At 50.2% G+C, this 22,845-nt stretch carries 22 protein-coding genes; 6 read left to right on the forward strand and 16 right to left on the reverse strand.

Annotated features, from left to right (window positions below; translation table 11 throughout):
• Window positions 1-214: 214 nt before the first annotated feature.
• Both HPY81_09930 and HPY81_09935 read right to left on the reverse strand, forming a co-directional pair.
• A complete protein-coding gene (locus tag HPY81_09930; GenBank protein NPV27733.1) occupies window positions 215-2,116 on the reverse strand; it encodes a sigma 54-interacting transcriptional regulator in 1,902 nt (633 codons plus the stop codon).
• Window positions 2,117-2,562: 446 nt separating this feature from the next.
• Complete coding sequence (locus HPY81_09935) at window positions 2,563-2,736, reverse strand: hypothetical protein (protein NPV27734.1); 174 nt, start codon at window positions 2,734-2,736, stop codon at window positions 2,563-2,565.
• Window positions 2,737-2,924: 188 nt separating this feature from the next.
• On the opposite strand from HPY81_09935, the gene HPY81_09940 reads away from it, so the two are divergent.
• The 3 genes from HPY81_09940 to HPY81_09950 all read left to right on the forward strand — a co-directional run bounded on the left by HPY81_09940 (window position 2,925) and on the right by HPY81_09950 (window position 5,860).
• Window positions 2,925-4,277 carry an MmgE/PrpD family protein gene (locus tag HPY81_09940; protein NPV27735.1) on the forward strand — a complete coding sequence of 451 codons (1,353 nt, stop codon included), beginning with the start codon at window positions 2,925-2,927 and terminating at the stop codon, window positions 4,275-4,277.
• 99 nt (window positions 4,278-4,376) lie between these two features.
• Entirely contained in the window at window positions 4,377-5,276 is a 900-nt protein-coding gene (locus HPY81_09945) for a fumarate hydratase (GenBank protein ID NPV27736.1), read from the forward strand.
• Window positions 5,273-5,860: a fumarate hydratase gene (locus tag HPY81_09950; protein NPV27737.1), complete on the forward strand. Its 588-nt coding sequence runs from the start codon at window positions 5,273-5,275 to the stop codon at window positions 5,858-5,860. The genes HPY81_09945 and HPY81_09950 overlap by 4 nt, the downstream gene beginning before the upstream one ends.
• Here the strand turns inward: HPY81_09950 and HPY81_09955 are convergent.
• The 10 genes from HPY81_09955 to HPY81_10000 all read right to left on the reverse strand — a co-directional run bounded on the left by HPY81_09955 (window position 5,855) and on the right by HPY81_10000 (window position 14,958).
• The gene (locus HPY81_09955) at window positions 5,855-7,507 is read right to left on the reverse strand and encodes a hypothetical protein (protein ID NPV27738.1); all 1,653 of its coding nucleotides are present in this window, start codon (window positions 7,505-7,507) and stop codon (window positions 5,855-5,857) included. The genes HPY81_09950 and HPY81_09955 overlap by 6 nt on opposite strands.
• 198 nt (window positions 7,508-7,705) lie before the next feature.
• Window positions 7,706-7,996, reverse strand: a complete 291-nt coding sequence (locus tag HPY81_09960) for a DUF1292 domain-containing protein (protein NPV27739.1) — start codon at window positions 7,994-7,996, stop codon at window positions 7,706-7,708.
• A 125-nt stretch (window positions 7,997-8,121) separates the two neighbouring features.
• A complete protein-coding gene (gene ruvX / locus HPY81_09965; GenBank protein ID NPV27740.1) occupies window positions 8,122-8,535 on the reverse strand; it encodes a Holliday junction resolvase RuvX in 414 nt (137 codons plus the stop codon).
• 22 nt (window positions 8,536-8,557) lie between these two features.
• Window positions 8,558-9,505, reverse strand: a complete 948-nt coding sequence (locus tag HPY81_09970; protein ID NPV27741.1) for an aldo/keto reductase — start codon at window positions 9,503-9,505, stop codon at window positions 8,558-8,560.
• A 91-nt stretch (window positions 9,506-9,596) separates the two neighbouring features.
• Window positions 9,597-9,854, reverse strand: coding sequence for an IreB family regulatory phosphoprotein (locus HPY81_09975; protein ID NPV27742.1), 258 nt, complete (start codon window positions 9,852-9,854; stop codon window positions 9,597-9,599).
• Window positions 9,855-9,946: 92 nt separating this feature from the next.
• Window positions 9,947-12,604, reverse strand: coding sequence for an alanine--tRNA ligase (gene alaS, locus HPY81_09980; GenBank protein ID NPV27743.1), 2,658 nt, complete (start codon window positions 12,602-12,604; stop codon window positions 9,947-9,949).
• A 283-nt stretch (window positions 12,605-12,887) separates the two neighbouring features.
• Window positions 12,888-13,928: an AI-2E family transporter gene (locus tag HPY81_09985; GenBank protein NPV27744.1), complete on the reverse strand. Its 1,041-nt coding sequence runs from the start codon at window positions 13,926-13,928 to the stop codon at window positions 12,888-12,890.
• Window positions 13,929-14,020: 92 nt separating this feature from the next.
• Complete coding sequence (locus HPY81_09990) at window positions 14,021-14,215, reverse strand: YtxH domain-containing protein (protein NPV27745.1); 195 nt, start codon at window positions 14,213-14,215, stop codon at window positions 14,021-14,023.
• A gap of 40 nt (window positions 14,216-14,255) precedes the next feature.
• Entirely contained in the window at window positions 14,256-14,435 is a 180-nt protein-coding gene (locus tag HPY81_09995; protein NPV27746.1) for a hypothetical protein, read from the reverse strand.
• Window positions 14,398-14,958, reverse strand: a complete 561-nt coding sequence (locus tag HPY81_10000) for a hypothetical protein (GenBank protein NPV27747.1) — start codon at window positions 14,956-14,958, stop codon at window positions 14,398-14,400. Before HPY81_10000 ends, HPY81_09995 begins: the two co-directional genes overlap by 38 nt.
• Before the next feature lie 125 nt (window positions 14,959-15,083).
• On the opposite strand from HPY81_10000, the gene trpS reads away from it, so the two are divergent.
• Window positions 15,084-16,100 carry a tryptophan--tRNA ligase gene (gene trpS / locus HPY81_10005; GenBank protein NPV27748.1) on the forward strand — a complete coding sequence of 339 codons (1,017 nt, stop codon included), beginning with the start codon at window positions 15,084-15,086 and terminating at the stop codon, window positions 16,098-16,100.
• Window positions 16,101-16,182: 82 nt separating this feature from the next.
• Here the strand turns inward: trpS and mnmA are convergent, their stop codons facing one another.
• The 4 genes from mnmA to trxA form a co-directional block, all read right to left on the reverse strand.
• Entirely contained in the window at window positions 16,183-17,274 is a 1,092-nt protein-coding gene (gene mnmA, locus HPY81_10010) for a tRNA 2-thiouridine(34) synthase MnmA (GenBank protein NPV27749.1), read from the reverse strand.
• A 45-nt stretch (window positions 17,275-17,319) separates the two neighbouring features.
• Window positions 17,320-18,492 carry a cysteine desulfurase NifS gene (gene nifS, locus HPY81_10015; protein ID NPV27750.1) on the reverse strand — a complete coding sequence of 391 codons (1,173 nt, stop codon included), beginning with the start codon at window positions 18,490-18,492 and terminating at the stop codon, window positions 17,320-17,322.
• 63 nt (window positions 18,493-18,555) lie between these two features.
• On the reverse strand, window positions 18,556-19,848 hold the full coding sequence (locus HPY81_10020) for an AAA family ATPase (protein NPV27751.1): 1,293 nt from the start codon (window positions 19,846-19,848) through the stop codon (window positions 18,556-18,558).
• 86 nt (window positions 19,849-19,934) lie between these two features.
• The gene (gene trxA / locus HPY81_10025; protein NPV27752.1) at window positions 19,935-20,264 is read right to left on the reverse strand and encodes a thioredoxin; all 330 of its coding nucleotides are present in this window, start codon (window positions 20,262-20,264) and stop codon (window positions 19,935-19,937) included.
• Window positions 20,265-20,510: 246 nt separating this feature from the next.
• Between trxA and HPY81_10030 the strand changes: the two genes are divergently transcribed.
• Both HPY81_10030 and HPY81_10035 read left to right on the forward strand, forming a co-directional pair.
• Window positions 20,511-21,302 carry a hypothetical protein gene (locus HPY81_10030; protein NPV27753.1) on the forward strand — a complete coding sequence of 264 codons (792 nt, stop codon included), beginning with the start codon at window positions 20,511-20,513 and terminating at the stop codon, window positions 21,300-21,302.
• Window positions 21,303-21,466: 164 nt separating this feature from the next.
• The gene (locus HPY81_10035) at window positions 21,467-22,627 is read left to right on the forward strand and encodes a phosphoglycerate kinase (GenBank protein ID NPV27754.1); all 1,161 of its coding nucleotides are present in this window, start codon (window positions 21,467-21,469) and stop codon (window positions 22,625-22,627) included.
• Window positions 22,628-22,845: the final 218 nt, after the last annotated feature.

Raw genomic sequence — 22,845 nt, forward strand, 5'->3', positions numbered from 1 at the left:
GTGACTTCACTCCTTTATGGGGTTTTCGGTTTGGTTACTTGAAAACTTCTCCAAATTGGGGTGAAGTCCTTTTTTATGGCCCTAAAATCCTTAGTAAATCAAGTGTTGGAAAATTGCAAAAGGCTCATACTAAGTAAGAAAATCGGGTTTCTCCAACTAAATAATTTTTCTTAACAGCATTACTATTAAAGTAACCAATCTGTCCTCAGCAATCCTAACTTAAGTTTTTTGTTTTTTTCCAAACTGTCGTCCGGCTAATGCCCAACAACTGGGCAACCTCAGACTTATTTCCTCCGACCATTTCGTGAACCCGCTGAATAATTTCATCCTCCATCTCATTAAGTGGTCTGACCTTAACCCGGATTACCGGCACATCATCTAGTTTTTCTGGAGTGGAAACCATAGTTTCACTCCTATTCCGGTGAAAGAGTTCATCGACAAGCTCCCCTACAGTAGTGACTTCACCACTCAGAATAACCAGTTTCTCGGTAAAATTCTCCAGTTCCCGCACGTTCCCCGGCCAGTGGTAGCTGGTCAGGCGATTCATAATCGATTCGGGAATCCGTTGTATCTTTTTATTATAGCGCCGACTATACTTATCAATAAAATATTCTATTAGCATTGGGATATCTTCCGGGCGTTCACGTAACGACGGGAGCCTTAAGTTTAATACGTTGATCCAATAATACAGGTCTTCCCGAAACTCGCCGTGTTCAACCGCTTGCCAAAGGTCCCGGTTTGTAGCCGCGATGATCCTGACATTAACGGGGATCATTTTTTCCCCACCGACTCGCATGACTTCTTTTTGTTGGATAACCCGGAGGAGGCGTGCTTGTAATCTAATAGGCATCTCTCCGATTTCATCCAGAAAAATTGTGCCGTTATGGGCTAACTCGAACATCCCTGCTTTCCCGCCTCTTTTGGCCCCAGTAAACGCACCCTCTTCATAGCCAAAGAGTTCGCTCTCTAAAAGGGTCTCTGGCAGGGCGGCACAGTTTACGGCGACAAACGGGCCTTCTCTGCGGCTGCTAATCTGATGGATACTCTGCGCAAACACTTCTTTCCCCGTGCCACTCTCCCCGCTGATCAAAACCGTGGTATCCGTTTGGGCATATAGTCTAGCCCTCTTAATTACTTTCTTAATAGCCAGGCTCCGCCCGATGACGTCCTCGAACCTAAATCGAGCCACCAAACCTTTTGCATACAGTTCCTTTCGGATCTTCTGTTCGGCATTCTGCAGATTGTCTACTTTTTGAAAAGTTGAGACCGCCCCTAAGATTGTCTGATCAATTATGATGGGAATCCGGTTAACTACAATCTGTACATTTCTTACTGTGTGAAGTCGATTGATTTGAATTTTGCCGTCTTTTATTACCTCCTCCCAGCTATGGTCGGGAAAAACTTCGGACAAAGGTTTGCCGATCACTTCGTCCGCTCGTATATTAAAGATTTTTTCTGCTGCCGGGTTTAATAAAGTCACCACCCCATTATGGTCAACTGACACAACACCCTCATGGATAAAATTAAGAATCGCCCGTAAGCGCTCCGCCTTTTCCCTGTCTCTTCGGCGGATGTCCGCAATTTCGCAAGCCTTCTGGACTGCCTGCAGTGTTGTTTCCCTGCCAATCTGCTGGACTACCCCGTGCATTCCCAATTCTTTAGCATATTGAACAGTCAAAAGACCACCGACAATGGTCCTGATTCCTTTACTAAAAGCCTCCCGAACACGCTCAGCCAGATTGCAATGATTTTCGTCATATTCGTACCAAAACTGTTCAATCGACAGTCCGACAATCTCACTCATTTTTACTGTATCGTAACGGTTTTTCCCAAAGTTCATCAGCCCAATTCGCTTAAGGCTTGGAAATTCTTTCTTTAACCCCCATATTGTTTCTAATACGTCAAAAGAAGTCACTTCCGCTGCTACTACTGGAATAGTTACCGCTTTACGGATGGCTTCCCCCGTCCCTCCTCGGCTGATGATCACCTCAACGCCTTGTCTTTCTAATTCTCGCGCCATGGCTGCTGCTTCATCAAGAGCTGCCTCAAGTATTCGTATATTGTCAGGTAAATCAAGGGCTGTCTTAGGACAAAGCGGACCAGGTAATAGGATCACTATATCTGTTCTCAGAGTAACCCCCTCCCCTTATTTGCCCCATCAACTGTAAAAACAAAAACAAATTCAAAACAAAATTCCACTCACCTTAGCATTACTGTTAGGCATATTGGTACAGGGTTTTTTGCAATGTTGGGATATCTTTGCCTTCTAGCATTTTCTTCTAGCATTTAATGGTAAGCAAGATTTGTACCATTATTTTTGTCTAGCCATTGGTTTCCTTTGACCTTATTTCTCAGGAATATTTGCCCGGCTTATGCAATGACGTATATAAAATGAACACTCATCATCTTTAAAAATAATTTAAAAATAAACAGCCTGTTCAAAAAATAAACAGTCATTGAATATTCATTGAATATTATCTGAATCCGCAAAAAACCGCATATTTTAACCCACCCGAATCAAAACACTGAGGCAATATGGGCTTGAAGGGACCGTTTTTACATCTAGGGATAAGGCAAAAAATCATCTTCCCGAAACTGTTCGATATGGTTGAAGTCATTTTTCCCCTGACAGAGTATGGGGACCAGGTAAGAAAATACCACCTCACTATACTTGATTTCAGGAGTGAGTTCGCCTTTAGTCGTGGTTTTGTTGAGACGCAGTTTTAGATTGGTCATATTGGTTAACTTGCCACTTAACTTCCCTGTTCATTATCTAAATTAATTTTAACATAATTTTAACACGGAATTGTTCAGAATTATAGCCACATTATAACAACAGGAGTTTGTTCAATGGCAGAAACACATGGCATAATTCTTGCTACTTTTCTATTAGTGATAAAAAATCTTAAAGGAGGACTGATCACATGCCCACGAAAACCTTAGCCAATTTTACTTCTGGACTCAGGTTCGAGGATCTCCCATCAGATGTGGTCCTGGCAGCCAAACAATGCCTTCTTGACCATCTCGGGGTGGCTCTGGCAGGATCAGTAGAAACTTCCAGTAAAATTATGGCGAAAACTGCCGCGGAAATCATGGGTGGAACCGGCTGCAACCTGGTTACTCCCGGCTTTCCCCAGGCCAGTCTCCTCCAGGCCGCCCTGGTTAATGGAGCCTTCGGCCACGCTCTAGACATGGACGACGTACACAATGCCGCCATCATTCATCTGGCTGTTGTTACAATTCCCGCCGCCCTTGCTCTTGGGCAAGTCAATAAAATCAACGGGCGCTCCTTCATCACCGCGGTTGTCGCCGGGTACGATATTGGAGCCCGCATTGGCTTGGCTGTCAACCCTTCATCATACTTCTACTGGCACACGACTGGTACTGTAGGGACTTTTGCCGCTACAGCCACCTGCGCCAACATCCTGGGATTGACTCCCGACCAGACAGTACACGCTTTCGGGTCGGCTGGTACCCAGGCCGCTGGCCTCTGGGAGTTCTTGAGCGACGGGGCAATGAGTAAATTTCTTCACACTGGAAAGGCCTGCGTCAACGGGATTATTTCCGCTCAGTTGGCAAAGAACGGTTACACTGCCGCCACCCGAATCCTGGAGGGCGAAAAAGGATTTATTCGAGCGGTAGCCCCCGAGCCTAATTTCGATGTTCTTACCAAAGACCTTGGCAAACCGTTTAAAATCCTCGAGAATTCTTTTAAACCCTATCCGTCCTGCAAACACACTCACCCGTCAATCTACGCGACTCAAAAAATTATCGAGGAAACCGGCGTGAAATTCCAGGACGTAAAAAACATCATGCTTAAAGTATATTCAGTGGCTGAGAACCTGGTTGGCAACAAGGAACCGAAAACCCCTTATGGTGCCAAGTTCAGTTTGCCTTACTGCGTGTCGGCGGCATTGTACTACGGCGAGGTCGGAATCAGGCAGTTCCGTGAGGATACCGTCAACAATCCGGAAGTGCAGGCACTTATGAAGCGCGTAGATGTGGTGGTGGATGAAGAAATCGAGAAGCAATATCAAGCCAATCCTAATCAGTGGACTCAGCAGGTGGAAATTACTACTAAGGATGGTAAAACACTGGTCAAGCGGATAGATTTCCCAAAGGGGGACCCAGAAAATCCATTTACCTTCGAGGAAACAGTCACTAAGTTCCACCTGCTGACAGCAGACTTGTTACCGGAAGAACAAAGGAACCGCCTGGTAGAGAAAGTTATACGCCTCGAGTCTCTGGGTAATATTTCGGAGCTTTTTGCAATTTAGAAGAGGATTATCCAAAGTTAAATTATTACCACCTGGCAGGAATAAGTCTTACGGTTATCGAAACTATACCGAAAGCCATAATGAAATGGAGGAGGTTATATGGGTTTAGAACTGGAGCAGGTTAGAAGTGAAATTAACAAATTAATTAGACGAGTTTGTACAAGCATTTCACCGGATTGTCTGGAATTACTAAAAAAAGCCAGAGAAGGCGAGACGGAAGAACGTGCGCGCAATATGTTGGAAGCAATGATGGAGAATGTTGCTCTGGCTGGAGAGGTTAATAAACCTGTTTGTCAATCCCCTGGCTATCCTACTGTATATGTACGTTTTGGTAATAGCTTCCAAATTGATCTCCCAGCAATTTTTTCAGAAGCCTTAATCTCTGCAACTAAAGAAGGCTACTTACGACCAAGTATTGTGCATCCATTAACGCGCGCCAATAACGGGGATAACTCAGGTGAAGCGGTGCCAAACTTTGAATATGAATTTATCCCCGGCCTGGACTATGTTGAGGTTTGGATCAGCTTTAAAGGTTGTGGAGCTGAACTGGCTAACGCCGTCAAGGTGTTCACAACTGAACAGCTGGGGAAAAATTTTTCCGGTCTGAAGCGTTTTATTTTAGACACAGTTTTGCGGGCCAGCGGTATTCCTTGCCCCCCGATTGGTCTGGGGATAGGTATTGGCGGACAAATTGACGTGGCAGCCAAATTAAGTCGTAAAGCGATCAGTGTTAGGGACTGGCGGGATCGCCACCCCGATCCTTTATTTGCTGCATTGGAAGAGGAGTTACTCGAAAAAATTAATCAGCTCGGTATAGGGCCGGCGGGGACAGGTGGCCGAACGACTGCGCTGGCAGTCAAGATTGGTTGGGCATCAACTCATACGGCGATTGCACCCGTAGCGGTGAACTTCCATTGTTGGGTGGCGCGTCGAGGCGGATTGCGATTTTACCCTGATGGGCGAGTAGAAACTTTGCTGGTAGGAGGGCAGGGAGCATGAAAACAGTGAGATGGGAAATACCGTTAAAGGCTGAAATGGTACGAAAATTAGAGGTTGGAGACATAATCTATCTTAATGGTCTTGTTTATACAGCGCGGGATATGGCTCACTTAAAGATGAGAACAATTATTTCCGAAGGCGGTATGTTGCCAGTTAATCTTGAGGGTGGCGTGCTTTTTCATGCCGGACCAGTGGTGAAAAAACGTGATGAAGGCTGGGAAATGGTGGTGGTTGGGCCAACTACCTCAATGAGGATGGAGCCTTTTGCCAAGTTAGTTGCCGAAATAGGCGTTAAGTTAATTATTGGTAAAGGGGGTATGGGGGAATACTCACAGCAAACTTTTGTTGATCACGGCATGGCTTATCTTCAGGCTGCCCCCGGTTGTGCCGTTAAATTGGCCCAAAGTGTCGAGAAGGTGCTCGGAGTCACCTGGCCAGAATTAGGTATGGCCGAAGCAATGTGGGCTTTTGAAGTGCGAAATTTTGGACCCTTCGTGGTGGCCATGGACGCAGCTGGGAGAAGTCTTTATCGTGAGATCACCGAAACTGCTCAGAAAAAAATCACGGATTGGTTTCCCTTATGACCCACTCGAATTGTTTTGGGGTAAGGGTTGAGAATCTGGGGGCTGGCCTGGCTGAGTTTGCCCACCCTGGGGTTGACCATTCTGGGGTTGCCTCCCTTGAGATTCTCCTCCCTGGGATTGTCCTCCCGGTGATTGCCCCCCTTGAGTTTGACCATTCGGGATTTGCCCAGTCTGATTTGTGCCGCCAGGGGAAACAGCCCCTGGCTCTTTTCCTGGTGATGTATCCTGCGGTGACTGAACTGGTGGTAAATTATCAGCTGGTTTTGGCTCAGGCTGGCTAACCTTCTTGGTACCAATCAAGACCACCTGCTCAACCGGCTGGTAAATATCCGTGGAGATCAACTCCCGTTTCACTTCCTGTCCCTGCACCTTAACCACCCGGTAAACCTGGGTCTGGTAGCCCTCAAGGCCCTTCTGCTCGATTGTTTGTTTCCCTTCCGCCAGCGTTGGATCCTCTTTATAAATGACTTGGGGTTTAAATTTCTTGATGATGGTATTAATAATCTGGACTTCTGGTTTCACCGCCACACTGCCAAAAATCTTGACTGTCAGGGTATTTTTCTTCACCTCGGTGCGCAGCAGTAAGTGCCCATCGGTATTATTCGCAAACTTCAAGTCTCGACCACCGTAAGTAACCGTCGCATCCAACCCTGCGGGTACATAAGTCACCGGCAGTGAATGGTTGCTCCGCTCTACAACCGGCAGATTGGCCCGCAGCACCGCGTTGTATAAAGTTGTAGAAACCTGACAGACCCCACCGCCAATACCCGGAACAAACTCGTTCTTGACAATCACCAGGGCCTCCTTATAGCCAGCCTCCTGACTGCGCGGCCCCACAACAGCGTTGAAGGAAAAGGTCTCCCCGGGCTTAATCAGTTGCTGATTCAGCGCGTCAGCCGCTACTTTGATGTTATAAGTTCGGTTAGTGTTGGTGGGATCAAACTGAGTCGTATACTGTGATAACAACCGGTTAATTTGCAGTTTGTTTACCTCGGTCGCCGTCAGACTCGGGCGTACCTCAACCAGGCGTAAACTAATCTGTTTTTTAGCTCCTTGTTTAATCCCCGGCAAAGCCGCTTTAACCTGAGCCACAGCATCACGCAGATCCACTTCTCGGCCTGGCCTCTCTGGAATTACCTCAACCGTATCATTTCTCAACACGCGGAAGTTGGCATCAACCGGGGCTGTGACAAAGTCCCTGGTCAACGCTTGAATGGCTTTTCCTATCACCTGTTCATCGATAACCAACTCCAGAGAAAGGTATTTCCCGGTTCGCTGGGCTTCGCGAATATCATGCCACCGCTGCCAGATTGAGCCCTGCCGACCAATTTGATAAGCCGCCTCGACCGTTCCCGGCACGTCGGCCGTGACCCCAAGTTCACGCAGGCTGATCTCCCAGGTTTTGCCTTCCAGCACCAGAATTAGGTGACGATTGACCAGTTCATCTCCTAAAGCCTGCAGTCGTCGCTGGACCTCCTCCCGGTTTTCTGCACCAACCGCAATGCCCTCGATCACTATCCCGGGGACGATCTGATCGTCCTTAACCGTAAAACTGCTGGCCAGACCAAAACCAACTCCCGTGCCTAACCCCACAATTGAACAGATCAAGATTAAGAGTATGGTTGAATTCATCTTCAGCCTGGCCAAATTACTCAACCTCCTTGATTCATAAAAACAAGATCTCATTTCGGCGATAGCCAGTATTTCCCTGCCAATCTCCTGGAATTTTAATCCATCAAAAATCTGCTGATTTCTTGTCAGGTGTCGAGAATAATCTAAATTAAAATTAAAAGAGCTCTGTTTCCAGAGCTCCTAAAATAAAATATACATATATATTTCCGAAAGCTAAACTTCCTCTTCTTCAATCATTTCCTGCCAGGCATCCGCTACTTTTTCCCACTCTTCATCGTCTTCGATCTCATAGTAGACTTCGTTGCCTTGCTCATCAGTGCCCACCTTTAAAATAATGGCTTCATCATCCTCTTCATCAGTGGGCAGGAGGATGGCGTAGCGCTCTCCATCAACCTCAATCGTATCAATGATTTGAAACTCATGTTCTGCGCCCTCTTCGTCTACCAAGACGATGATGTTTTCCTCCTCTAGGCAGCCACAATCACAATCATGCTTATCTGTCACTTAATTCACCTCAATTCCTTAAAATCATAAGTCATTGTATCTTAGTTAACAGGTATTGTCAACCATTACGCTAGATCATTATTGCCGTCTTTTATCAAGAATATGCAAAAGGTTGCAATTCTTACCTAACGCTGTCGATCCAGATAGTTCTGCAAGATAAGCACCGCCGCCATCTTGTCGATCACCTGGCGCCGCTTTCGCCTCGATACATCACCGGCCAACAAAGCCCGTTCTGCCGCTACGGTGGATAAACGTTCATCCCAAAGCGTAACTGGCAACTGGCACTCTTCTGCTAATTCGGCGGCGAATTGCCTGGCCTTTTCTGCCTGGGGTCCGTACGAACCGTCCATGTTTCTGGGCAGACCAACCACCACCTGTTCCACCTGGTGCTGGATGATCAACTCCTTAAGACGTTCCAGGTCATTTCCCGGCTCGGCGGTCCGCGTTAAGGTAGTTAATCCTTGGGCCGTCCAACCCAGGGGATCACTGATGGCCACCCCAATGGTTTTACTCCCAAGGTCCAAACCCATAATCCGCATGAGCTACTCCTTTAACCTCGCTTTAGATAATCTTAATGCAAAACTGTGGACAAGCGGCGCCGCAATACCCACATAAGAGGCATTTCGTCGGGTCAACCTGGAGTTTCCCGTTAACTACGGCCAGGGCGGCATACCGGCAGGTATCAACACAGGTTCCACAACCCGCGCACCAGTCCTCAATATGCAAGCATCGTCGTTCTTGATTCACCCGCTGCCGCACCGCCGCGGGTACCGGTCGCCCTTCGGCAATGGCAACGTTCATCTCCACTTCCGCCACCGTCTTCATCCCTACCGCTACAGCATGGATGGCCGGCTGGTTTAGGACGTAGCGCAGGGCGTTTTCCGCGTCAGCGATCAGGTTGCCACCACCGATCGGCTTCATGGCATAAATCCCTTTCCCAGCCCGCCAGGCCTGAATGATGGCGGCGTACATGTCCTCACGTGTCCCGTCCAGGATGCCCAGGCCGGCCTGGTTGAATATCGGGTGAATAACATCGATCTCCGGCATGGCTGCCGCGGCCTCAACACCCGCTACAGTGTGCGTCGAAATGCCGACTGCCCTGACCAGTCCCCTGGTTTTCGCCTCCAGGAGGAAATCCAGGGCTGGTCGGTGGCCGCGTAAAGTCAGCGCACTCTCCTGCTCATGCAGGAGGAAAATCTCAATCACGTCCCGGTTCATTCCCCTCCTGGCTTTCTCCAGGCTGGCCGCCATATCCTTTCGCGTGTAGGCGTAAGATTTGGAAGCGATCACCACGGGGCTGGACCATCCACGTAATGCCTCCTTGATGTAAGCATATGTGCCGTATAGTTCAGCGGTGTCAATAAAGTTAATCCCGTACTCCAACCCGTACCGAATCACCGCCGCCCCGGCCCGCACTGGCAAATTGGCCTGCAGAGGACCAATGGTCAGGGCACCGAAGCAGATTTTCGACACAGATAAACCCGTACGGCCTAATTGAACCTGGTTCACTGAAATAACGCTCCTTTTAGTTGGATGCAGAAAAACCTCACGCCAGGGCATGAGGTTATGATCTGCTCAAACTCAATTGCCAGCAGGAAATTTATTTGAGCAGGTAGTTCTTCAGCAGTTCTTCCAGCAGTTCATCCCGCTCAACTTTCCGGATCAGGGTTCTGGCCGATTTATGACTGGTTATGTAAGCGGGATCACCCGATAGCAGATAACCGACCAATTGATTGATGGGATTGTAACCTTTCTCACGCAACGCCTCATAAACATTAATCAGTATGTCCCGGGCCGCCACGACATCCTCTGCTTTCACTTTAAACATCATGGTTTCTTCAAAGGATTCATTTGGCATGCTAATCACCCCCGGTAGTTAGACTGTACTTGTTACTATTACTCTATTCGCCGGCTGCTTGGGGATATCCTCCCATAGATTTGAAAAATAATTTATGCCACTGGCTGGATTTGCTGCGCCACCACTTCGAGCCCTTTGCGCAGGGCTTCATCCAGCTTGGCCGGGTTTTTACCACCTGCCTGAGCCATGTCCGGTCGGCCACCGCCACCTCCTTGGGCAACTTTGGCGACTTCACGGATAATCTGGCCAGCATGAACCCCACGCCCCATCAAGTCTTTGGTCACCATGGCCACAAAGCTTACTTTATCCCCAACCGGAGTGCCGAGAATAACCACCCCGGAACCCAAGCGGTCTTTAACCAGATCGGCCATCGACCGCAAGGCCTCGGCATCGGAGACCCTGACGTCGGCAGCCAGCACTTTCACCCCATTAACCTCAACCACCCGATCAAGCAAAGTCTGCACCTCGTACCGCGCCAGTTTCCCTTGCAGCACAGCGATTTCGCGTTCTTTCTCTCGGAGGCTTGCTTGTAACACCTCGACACGCTTCGCTACTTCCAGGGGAGGGGTTTTGAGCACCTGGGCCACTTCAGCCAGCACATCCAGCCGTTCATTGAGAAAACTCAGTGCTCCCTGCCCGGTCACCGCTTCGATCCGCCGGAGCCCTGCTCCAATCGCCCCCTCGCTGACGATCTTCAGCAAACCGATCGTGGCAGTATTAGTCACGTGGGTACCCCCACATAACTCCGTGCTGTAATCCCCCATTTTGACTACCCGGACGATATCCCCATATTTTTCGCCAAAGAGGGCAATTGCTCCCAATTTCCTGGCCTCGTCTAAAGGCATTTCTTTCGTTTCTACCGGTAAACCCGCTAAAATATGGGTATTTATCTCCGCCTCGATCCGCCTTAATTCCTCCAGAGAAACCGCGGAAAAGTGGGAAAAGTCAAAGCGTAAGCGCCCAGGTTCAACCAGAGAGCCCGCCTGGTTAACGTGGTCACCCAGCACGTTTTTCAAGGCACGGTGCAGAAGGTGTGTCGCCGAGTGATTGCGCGCGATCGCTAACCGGCGTTCCCGGTCGACGATGACCTGCACCTGGTCTCCCACCTTCAAGCTACCCTCAACTACCTGGCCAAAGTGGAGCACCTTACCATCCAGCAGGCGCTGGGTGTCTGTCACTCGCACCACGCCAACCGCACTGCGCAAGTAACCCGTATCGCTCACCTGGCCGCCACTCTCAGCGTAAAATGGCGTTTGGTCAAGTAAGACGGCAATCTCACCGCCAACCTGCACCTGATCGATTTTTGTTTCGTCCTGCACGATCGCCAGTACAGTCGCCCCGGCCTCAGTTGTTTCATAGCCAACAAACCTGGTGGCATCCCATTCTTCCAGGAGACTGGCCAGACTAATAGCCAGGTCCCACGCCTTGATGTCTTGGCGGGCCGCCCTGGCCCGCTGGCGTTGCACCTCCATGGCCTGATCGAAACCATCTTTATCAACCACCAGGGCGTTCTCTTCCGCGATATCCTCCATCAAATCAAGCGGGAACCCGTAAGTATCGTAGAGCAAGAAGGCTTCCTGGCCGCTAATTTCCCTGCGGCCTTCGGCTTTTGCCTTTTGGATGATGTCACCTGCCACCTTCATGCCCTCATGCAGGGTCTCGTGGAAGCGTTCCTCTTCCATTTTAATTACTTTCTGGACATATTCCTGTTTTTCCCGTACTTCCGGATAAGCCCCACCCATCATCTCGCCAACGACCGGCGCCAACTGATACAGGAAAGGAGCATTTAGCCCAAGCACTTTACCAAATCTAACCGCCCGCCGCAAAATTCGACGCAGAACGTAGCCCCGCCCCTCATTACCGGGTAAAACGCCGTCGCTGATGAGAAATGTGCAGGCCCGTGCGTGATCAGCAATCACCCGGAAGGGAAAACCTCGCTGGTCGCGGTGATAAGGTTGGCCAGTCAGTCCTTCAACGAAAGAAATCAAGGGGCGGAGCAGGTCAGTATCAAAGTTGCTGTCGACATTCTGGAGAACTGAGGTGATCCGCTCCAAGCCCATCCCTGTGTCGATACTGGGTTTGGGCAAGGGGGTCATCATCCCGCTATCGTCGCGGTTATATTGCATGAACACCAAATTCCAGATCTCCAGCCACCGGTCGCAATCACATTTGCCCAGGGCACACTCTGGAGCCTGACAAGCCCGGTCTTCTCCCCGGTCAATGATAATCTCGCTACAAGGCCCACAGGGGCCCGTATCGCCCATAGCCCAAAAGTTATCCTTTTCGCCCAGGCGGACAATCCGTTCGGGGGGTAATTCGGCCACCTTCTGCCAAAGTTGAAAAGCCTCCTCATCGTCCAGATAAATGGTCACCCACAGCCTGTCTTTTGGCAGCTTGATTACTTCGGTCAGAAATTCCCAGGCGAATCGGATGGCGTCCTCTTTAAAGTAGTCACCAAATGAGAAGTTCCCCAGCATCTCAAAGAACGTGTGGTGACGGGCAGTTCGCCCTACTGTATCCAGGTCATTGTGCTTGCCGCCCGCCCGGACACACTTTTGCGCGGTAGTGGCCCGCCGATAAGGTCGCTGATCAAGACCCAGGAACACGTCTTTAAACTGGTTCATCCCCGCATTGGTAAATAACAGAGTAGGATCCTGGTGCGGCACCAACGACGAGCTAGCGACAATAGTATGTCCTTGGCTCGCAAAATACTTGAGGAACAGATCCCGGATTTCGTTGCCCGACAGCACTTGCTTTTCCTCCTCTTGCCTGATACTTAAGATACCCACATTATTTCCTGAGCGTTTACACAATAATACGTTCGAACAAATAACCTCCCGTTCCTCAACCAAAGAATATCCCCGGTCAGGGACGAGAGGTTATGTGATCCTTTAACGGGGTTAACTTCAACACTGTTCAGAAATTGGTTAAATTATACACAACCGCTATTTTTTTGTCAACATTTACGCGTTTTTGGTGGAAAAGGGGACAGGCTACTTTTTAAAGAGAAAAAAGTAGCCTGTCCCCTTTTCCTTACTCAGTATTGAGTATCTTTTGATAGAAATAATTGGCCACCACTCTGACCACCGCCACCCCGGGCACGGCCAGAAGCAGACCGACAATTCCCAACAAATGCCCCCCTGCCAGCAGAGCAAAAACAACCACCAGTGGGTGCAGCCCTACGCAATCCCCCATAATTTTGGGGGTAATCACATTGCTTTCAATCTGATGGATCACAATAAAGACGATGACAACATAAACGGCCAGCAGGGGCGACTGCAGCATTGCCAAACCCACCGCCGGGATCGCGCTTATAATTGGTCCAATATATGGAACCAAATCCGCTATGCCTGCTATCAGGCCAATAATCAAGGAAAATTTTACCCCCAACAAAAACATACTGACGCCAGTTAAAACGCCGACCAGACAGCAAACCATTAAGTGTCCGCGGATGAAACTACTCAGAACCTGGTCAATCTCTTGACAGATGGTCAGGATATCTCCGCGGCAGCTTTTGGGTAACAGAGAAATTAATTTCTTTTTAATCAGTTCTACATCCTTGAGAATGTAAAAGGCTAGGAACGGGACTAAAACAAGGCCCAGGACCCCAGAAAAAAGGCCGATCATCCCCTGAACTAAATCGCGTAAAACCTGAATGATCGTCACCTGCACCCGTTCGATTCCCTGGTCAATCGCCTCCCGGACCGAGTGGGGTAGAGGAGCTTGCGCGTATTCATTCTGGGCATTTTGCACTAGATCCTGCGCGTGCTGGGTGTAATGAGGCAGCACTGATACCAGTTCGTCGATCTCATCCGACATTGTTGGTAAACCAACAGTAACCAAAAGAACCACCAAGGCGGCCAGACCGAGGTAGATCAGCAGAATGCCAAACATTCTCGGTATACCGTGACACTCCAGGAGCACTACCAGTGGATTAAGCAGATAGGCCAGCACAACCGCCCACGCAAAAGGGGGCAGGATAGAGCGGACGAGATACAGAAAGTAGAGTGTCGTCAACCCCAGGGCAATCAGCAAGAACACCCGCCAGATCTTTGGATTAGTCAGGATAGACATACGGCGTTTCCTCACCAATATCGTAATAAAAAAGCACGTCCCCGGGCTATAAGCGGCGTGCTTTTCACCATGTCAAAAGTGTTATACAAAACCTAATTTTTCATTAAATCGTTAAGTCCAGCCTTTACTTCCTTAAAAACTCGTTGGGCTCGCGCCTGCATCTTTTTGGACTTACCAATAATCCTTTTGGTCATCCCTGGTTTTCTCTGGGGGGCAACCATCATGCTTAAAGCAGCTCCAATCAAGCCACCAGCGAACAGGCCTTGCCAAAAACTTTTCCGCAACAAAGTCATTCACCCCCTTTGGTGATGGGCTGATTACTACTTACTAAAGAGACAGTGTCTCTTCCTCCGCGGGTGAGTAGGCCAATAAGCTACCATCTTCACCTACTTCATATACTTCCACTCTATCTTTCTGGATGCTGAACTCAACAAAACAGTTCCAGCAATAGTATTGATCAAGTCCAATCTTACCCGTTTGAACGCCATTGCACACCGGGCACTTCATGACTCGTCCCCCTTCCCTGATCGACTTTCCACAAATTATTCACCTGTTCTGAGACAACCACAGCATTCTTGCCAAAAGAAAGAATGTCCTGCGGGAGTAAACAAACCCGGCCGCTCAGCAGATCCTGAATTAACCCGTCAGATAACTCCCACCCGCTTACCTGTCCTGAAGGTAGTTCAACCACCACATCCTCAAGGGTTCCCACGTCATTTCCATCTGCGGTTACCACCCTTAACCCAGTATATTTTTGGACAGAGTGTTCCAGGAACTCTCCAGCTGCATTCTCCCGGCTGCCCGCCTCCAAAACAGATTGATCAGCGACAGTCACCGCGTCTCGTCCAACACTAAGCACATCCGGCCAACGAATAATCTGTGGGGATTTGAGCCAACTGCCTTCTCGAACCACCAGAGCGGCCAGTTTGCGGTGCTCTGTATCGAGCAGAAGTTCTTCCACCTGCCCAAGGACTTCACCACTGTCCACAGCAATCACCGGCAAACCTAACAGCTGCCTTCCTTTGGGCATGCTTCGCCTCCTTTAAATTTGGGTTGTTACTATTATTGCCCATCAGTTGACAAAAAATGCAGAGACCACTCTTGCTTTACTTGCCAGGGAGATTTTTTTAGGGTAAAATACTCGCGATTGGAGGTATGAACGTGAAGAAGAAAAAAGGACGAATTTTGACCGGTGACCGTCCAACTGGCAAACTTCATCTTGGGCACTACGCGGGTAGTCTGGCCAACCGGGTTCAGCTCCAGTATGATTACGACACTTTTTTAATTATCGCTGATGTCCAGGCCCTAACCACCAATTTTGCGGAGCCAGAAAACCTGGCCCGTGATGTCCGCCAGGTCGCCCTCGACTATCTGGCCGCGGGGATTGACCCGAAAGAAACAACCATTTTTGTGCAGTCAATGGTCCCGGAGATTGCGGAACTGACTGTTTTCCTCTCGATGCTGACAACGGTTAATGTTCTCCGGCACAATCCCACAATCAAATCTGAGGCTGCCCAGCGAGGTTATAAGGACCTGACTTATGGTTTTTTAGGCTACCCCGTCAGTCAAACGGCCGACATTACGTTCTGTAAGGCTAACCTCGTTCCTGTGGGGGAAGACCAGGTTCCCCACATCGAATACGCGCGGAAACTGGTGCGTCGTTTCAACAGCCTTTACTGCCCGGACCGACCCGTGCTGGTCGAGCCCGAGGCCCTGCTCAGTCGGGTTCCCCGTCTGGTCGGACTTGACGGTAACGCCAAGATGAGTAAATCTCTGGACAATGCCATCTACCTGTGTGACGAGGCAGCAGACATCGAGGAGCGGGTCCGGAACGCCGTGACTGATCCAAGCCGCATCAGGAAAACCGACCCGGGCCACCCGGACGTATGCACGATTTACGCCTATCACAAAGCGTTTAATCTGGAATTAGAACCGGAAATCCGCGGGGCCTGCGAAGGAGGAAAAATCGGGTGTGTCGAGTGCAAGAAGCGCCTGGCTACCTGCATCAACAACCTGCTGGAGCCGATGCGGGAACGTCGCGAGTACTACCTGAAGCGTCCTAATGAAGTTGACGATATTTTAATCACCGGGACCAGACGCGCAAGAAAAGAAGGACGGAAAACGCTGGCCGAAGTACGAGAAGCCATGAGTATCAACTATTTTAAAATTTGACACAAAGGGAGCACCGTTAAGTTAAGACTAAACGGTGCTTCTTGTGTTTCTATCACTTTATTAAAGCGTATTTTACAAAAAATTAATCAAATACTCTTTCGATCGTCCCACCGCCAACGACCAGGTCTTCCAGATAAAACACCACCGCCTGCCCGGGGGTAATCGCTCGCTGCGGCTGGGCAAAGCTCACGCGTACCTGCCCATCCCCGGCCGGGGTAATTGTTGCCGGCGCCGGGCGGGTTGTATAACGGATCTTGGCCTGCACCTGGAGCGAAGCCGGCCATTCATCAAACAGGATCAGGTTTACATCCCCCGCCAGGAGTTCTGTTGCATAGACCTCATCGGCCTCGCCCAGGATCACCGCATTCCGCGCCGCGTCAAGGGCTACAACGTACAGCGGCCGCCCGGCCGCAATCCCTAAACCCCTGCGCTGTCCGATGGTGTAAAAGGGCAGTCCCTCGTGCTGCCCCAGGACATTGCCGGCAGTGTCTAAAAACGGTCCGGGCTTTATATCGTCAGGGGCATACTCCCGAATAAACCGCTTGTAATCATTATCTGTCACAAAGCAGATCTCCTGGCTTTCCGGTTTATTGGCCACCGGCAAACCGCTGGCCTCGGCCAGCCGCCGGGTTTCCTTTTTCGTCAAGCTGCCCAGTGGTAAGAGGAGATGGGCCAGCTGAACCTGGGTCAGATTGAATAAGACATAAGATTGGTCCTTGGTCAGGTCAACCGCCCGGCGTAAGACGTAACGCCGCCGCTCCGGGTCAAACATGATCCGGGCGTAGTGACCGGTAGCCAGGTACTCCGCGCCGAGGGCGCGCGCCCGATTGAGGAGTTGGTCGAATTTAATGTACCGGTTGCAGGCAATACAGGGATTCGGGGTCCGGCCTGAGAGATACTCAGCACAAAAATAGTTGATTACCTTATCCGCAAACACGTTCTGAAAGTTCACCACGTAATAAGGTATATCCAGGGTATTGGCTACCCGTCGAGCATCAGCCGTCGCGCTCCAGGAGCAGCAGCGGCCAGGGACATCCTCCCCGGGAGCCGCGGTCGGCCAGAGCTGCATGGTCATCCCAATCACTTCGTATCCCTCTTGTTTGAGCAGGTAGGCCGTGACCGAACTGTCAACTCCCCCGCTCATGGCCACCACCACTCTGGGTTTTGGCTTCATTCCCACTCCACCAACTTTCCCACCCACTTATTTTCTGTATATCACTTATTTTGCCGCCTGTCGACTAAAAGACGCTGTTTGCCGCAAACGTTCCACAATACCCGGCAAGACCTCGAGGACGTAGTCGATATCCTCTACGGTGTTTCCTCGTCCCAGCGTCATCCGCACGGAAGCCTGGGCGACCTCAGGCGGTAACCCGATGGCCGTCAAGACGTGAGAGGGTTCGATCGCCCCGGCCGCGCAAGCCGAACCGCTGGAAGCCGCAATCCCTTCCATGTCCAAAGCAAACAGGAGTGACTCGCCTTCCAGATGCAGAAAACTCACGTTAATGTGCCCCGGCACCCGGCGAACCGGGTGACCGTTCAGTTTTACATCTTCGATGGACCCGGTGATACCTTTAACCAAACGTTCGCGCAACTGGGTCAGGTGTGCCGCGTTCTGCGCCATCTCCTGACTGGCCAACTCGGCTGCCAGACCAAAGCCAATAATGCCGGCGGTGTTTTCGGTCCCCGGGCGCTGGGTTTGTTCCTGGCTGCCTCCGTGGAGGAGCGGCTCAACTCTGGTTCCCTGCCGAATATACAGGCAGCCCGTTCCCTTGGGACCGTAAATCTTGTGGGCTGAAGCCGACAAAAGGTCCACCTGCAAAGCGTTGACGTTGACCGGCACTTTGCCGAAGGTCTGAACGGCATCCACATGAAAAATAATCCCCTTTTCTTTGGCGATCTGGCCGATCTCTTCAATCGGTTGGATGGTCCCAACCTCGTTGTTGGCATGCATGATCGAGATGAGAATGGTCTGGTCGGCAATGGCCTGAGCGACCTCCGCCGGGTTAACACTGCCCATTTCATCAACCGGCAGGTATGTTACCTGAAAGCCCTGCTTTTCGAGGTAACGGCAGGCGTCCAAAACCGCGTGGTGCTCGATGCTCGAGGTAATAATATGTTTACCCTTTTCCTGGTTGGCCAGGGCTGTCCCGATGATCGCTAGGTTGTCTGCCTCTGTTCCTCCACTTGTAAATATAACCTCCTCAGGTTCGGCGCCAATGACCTGGGCAACCTGCCACCGGGCATTTTCGATGCCCTTTTTGGCTTCACGTCCGAATCCATGGAGGCTTGAAGGATTACCGAACCGGTCGGTCAGGTAAGTCATCATCAGTTCAGCTACTTCTGGTCTGACTGGAGTAGTCGCGCTGTGGTCGAGATAAACACGTTTAACCATCTTTTTGGTTCAACTCCTAACTTTAGCTGGTTCGAACGAACGAACATACAGCCTCCAGGGGGGTTACCGCCTCAGTTTGATGTCCTTCTCTTCCCCCTGATCAGAGGGCACATAAAACTTCATTCCCTGTAACCCTGCGGGTAGGTACTGCTGGTCAACCCAGTGACCAGGGTAGTTGTGGGGATATTTATACCCCTGGCCATGCCCCAGAGCTTTGGCCCCTCGATAACTGGCGTCCCGGAGATGCGGGGGCACAGGGTCATTGGGGAGACGTTCGACTGCATCCATCGCCGCATCAATCGCCATCACCACAGAATTGCTCTTGGGGGCCAGAGCGATGTATAAAGCGGCTTCCGCCAGGATAATTCGCCCTTCCGGTAGACCAACCCGTTCCACCGCCTGAGCCGCCGCGGTGGCCACCAGCAACGCCCGCGGGTCCGCCAGTCCCACGTCTTCGGCGGCGTGGATCATCAGCCGCCGGGCAATAAATTTCGGGTCTTCGCCCGCCTTGAGCATCCGGGCCAGCCAGTACAGGCTGGCCTGGGGGTCACTGCCCCGCATACTTTTGATAAAAGCCGAAATGGCGTCGTAGTGGTTATCCCCCGACTGGTCATACGGGATCATCCGCTGCTGCAGGGCTTCTTCTATAATGGCCAGGGTAATTTGTCGAACCCCGTTTTCCGGCGGGGTAGTTAAAACCGCCATTTCCAGAGCATTCAAAGCATTGCGGGCATCCCCATTAGCTGCCCGAATTAGGTGTTGGAGAGCCTCATCATCCAGCCGGATAGTATACAACCCTAATCCCCGTTCCTCATCCCGCAGCGCGCGTTTGACAATCTCTTCAACCTCTTCGTCCTTAAGCTGATGGAAGACATACAAACGCGAACGACTGAGCAGAGCCGAGTTAACCTCAAAGAACGGATTCTCCGTGGTGGCTCCGATCATAACCACGGTCCCGTTTTCCACCGCCGGCAGCAGGGCATCCTGTTGCGCCTTGTTAAAGCGGTGAATTTCGTCAATGAACAAAATTGTCCGGCGCTGCTCGTACTTAAGCCGGTCCCTGGCCTGATCAATGATTTCCTTGATCTCCCTAACCCCGGCACTGACCGCATTAATTCGGACAAACTCTGCTGCTGTAACTTGAGAAATGACCATGGCCAAAGCCGTTTTCCCCGAACCGGGAGGGCCGTAGAAAATTGCCGATTGCACTTGGTCCGCCTCAATCGCCCGCCTTAATAATCTACCCGGCCCAACAATATGTTCCTGGCCAACAAACTCATCCAGACTTCGCGGGCGCATCCGATAAGCCAACGGAACAGAAGCGTGCTTCTCGAGATTTACCGAAAACAGATCCATCCCCCGCCCCCCTTGATAAGGCTTCCGCCTGCCTAGCCTTGGCACAAGCCAAGTTTTCTTTTTATTTTTTATGGCCTTACTAGGATTCACATTACCCGGTCAATGATCTGGCATAGTTCAGATTTGCTTTTATAACCAATGATGCGCTCCACCGGCTGACCACCTTTAAAGAGGAGCAGGGTCGGTATCCCCATAATTCCATACTCCTGAGCCGTCTGTCTGTTCTCGTCAACATTCAACTTCCCGACAACTAATCTACCCGCGTAGTCGTTAGCGATCTCGTCAATCACCGGAGCAATCATCTTGCAGGGCCCACACCAGGCTGCCCAAAAATCAACCAGGACGGGTTGCTGGGCTTCCAGGACCTCACTGCGGAAATTAGCCGCGTTTAGATTTTTTACGTTTGGACTAGCCAACGCTTCTCCCTCCTATTACGCTGAAATACTGAAGTCTGTAACTTGTAATATTTATTTTTCCAAATCACTTTATAAATATTTGTGGAGTTACAAATAATATCATTAAACAGGTTATAGTTTTCGCCATTCTTACCAAGAATCCTCTTGGTTCCCTATAATCATCACCGCTGGGAACATTTCCACATGATTTTTCGTCAAAACTTTAGACATCAACAGTACTGTCTTTACTTTAAGGAGGAAATCCCCATGGCACACGCGGTAAGATTGGTCGCCGGTCTCTGTTTAATTCTGTTCCTTGCGTTATCAGTCTCCGCTCAAACCCAACCTCCTACTTGGCAAATCCTGGTCAATGGCGAACCCATCCAGACGGAAGTAGCCCCATTTATTATTAAAGAAGGACAAACATTAGCCCCAGTGCGACCCGTGGCTGAAGCCTTAGCCGCCAGCGTAAGTTGGGAATATAAAACGCAGTCGATTGTTGTGACCAAACAGAACACAGTAGTCCGCTTTCAGGCCAACAACCGGTTAGTCCAGGTCGGAGATCAGCTGGTAGATCTATCCGTTGCCCCGGAAATCGTCGAAGAACGCACCTTTGTACCCCTTCAGTTTCTGGCCGAGTCTCTCGGCGCCAAGGTGCTATTGGACACTGACAAGCAGGTGATCAATCTGATGCCGCTCAATTATCTGGATGGAAAAGTTAACTATCAATTGTTCGTGGAAAATAATCAAGTTACCCTTTTAATCGAAAACATCTCGCCTGAACCAATCACCTTCAATTTTAATACCGGTCAGGAGGCAGATTTCACACTCACTAAAAATGACCAGGTCGTCTGGCGCTGGTCCGACGGCCGGATGTTTACCCAGAACACCTGGGAACATACTCTTCAACCAGGAAAAAGCTATGTTGTTATGGCTAATCTTCCACCAGTTGCTGATGGACAGTATACCCTCAACGCCTATTTCTTCGGCCAGCCGAATCCTAAACAGCCGGTGCAAACCATTTCCTACCTGGTAACTCAGAATTCGGCCCAACCATAAGAAAACAAGATACCATCAACCCAAAACACCGGTTCGCCGGTGTTTTGTTCATTAGTCAACGGAGTTAATTTTCTTGGGCTTCCTCGTGTTGTTAACATTTGGTATTATAGAGTTAAACATTTTTTCTATACGATAATTTTTCTATACGATAATTTAGAAAGGGGATGCCTATGCGTACACTGAGGAATATGGATGTTCGGGAGAAGCGGGTTTTGGTTCGGGTCGACTTCAACGTTCCCCTGGAGAACGGCCGTATCACCGATGATTTTCGGCTGGTTACCGCTCTGCCGACCATCAGATACCTGTGCGAGCAACGGGCAAAAGTAATCCTGATCAGCCATCTGGGACGGCCGGAGGGAAAGGTGGTTCCACAGTTAAAATTAGACCCAGTGGCCAAACGTTTAGAAGAATTACTGAACCAAAAAGTATACAAAGCCGATGACTGCATTGGACCAGCGGTAGCCGCCCTGATAGCGGATCTTGCACCTGGTGAAGTGGCATTATTGGAAAACTTGCGCTTCTACTCCGAGGAAGAGAAAAACGACCCTACCTTCGCCCGCGAATTGGCCTCTCTGGCTGACTGCTACGTTAATGACGCTTTTAGTGCCGCTCACCGGGCCCATGCCTCGATTGAGGGTGTAGCCAGACTCCTCCCCAGTGCCGCAGGATTTCTCCTGGAACAGGAGGTCAAGGCCTTGAGCGTGGTGGCCAAGCACCCGGCCCACCCCTTTGTCGTGATCCTCGGCGGGGCTAAGATTTCCGATAAAATCGGCGTCATCAACAATCTGATTGACCAGGCGGACCATGTGTTAATAGGTGGCGGGATGGCCTTCACCTTCTTAAAAGCCAAGGGTTTAGAGATCGGTAAATCGCTCGTCGAACCAGACCGGCTGACCTATGCGCAGGAACTATTAGCACGCGCAAAGGAAAAGATCGTCTTACCGGTTGATGTGGTTATAAGCGAGCAGATAAACGGAAAAAGTCCGATTCAAGAGGTCCCGGTGGAGGCGATTCCCGCCGGTTGGATGGGCCTGGATATAGGGCCGGTCACCCGGCAGACTTTCGCTGAATTTCTTGCCACTGCTCAGACGGTCTTCTGGAATGGACCAATGGGCGTGTTCGAAGTACCAGTCTTCGCTAAAGGCACCCAGGCCGTTGCTCAAGCGATGGCCGCTAACCCGGGAACCACCATCATCGGCGGAGGAGATACGGCCGCCGCGGTCAGCGATTACGCTGACCGGTTTACCCACATTTCAACCGGCGGCGGTGCTTCACTGGAATTTCTCGAAGGTAGACAACTACCCGGCATCGCAGTCCTGGAATAAGAGTAATACTTTATGACTATGTTGACCAGTAATGATATTTTTTAAAACTTTTGTTACACGAATTGAAGGAATCTGGGTCGAAATATATAAATGAGCCTTTTGCAATTTTCCAACACTTGATTTACTAAGGATTTTAGGGCCATAAAAAAGGACTTCACCCCAATTTGGAGAAGTTTTCAAGTAACCAAACCGAAAACCCCATAAAGGAGTGAAGTCAC

It is taken from the genome of Bacillota bacterium (genome assembly GCA_013178045.1).
GTDB lineage: Bacteria > Bacillota > Ch66 > Ch66 > Ch66 > Ch66.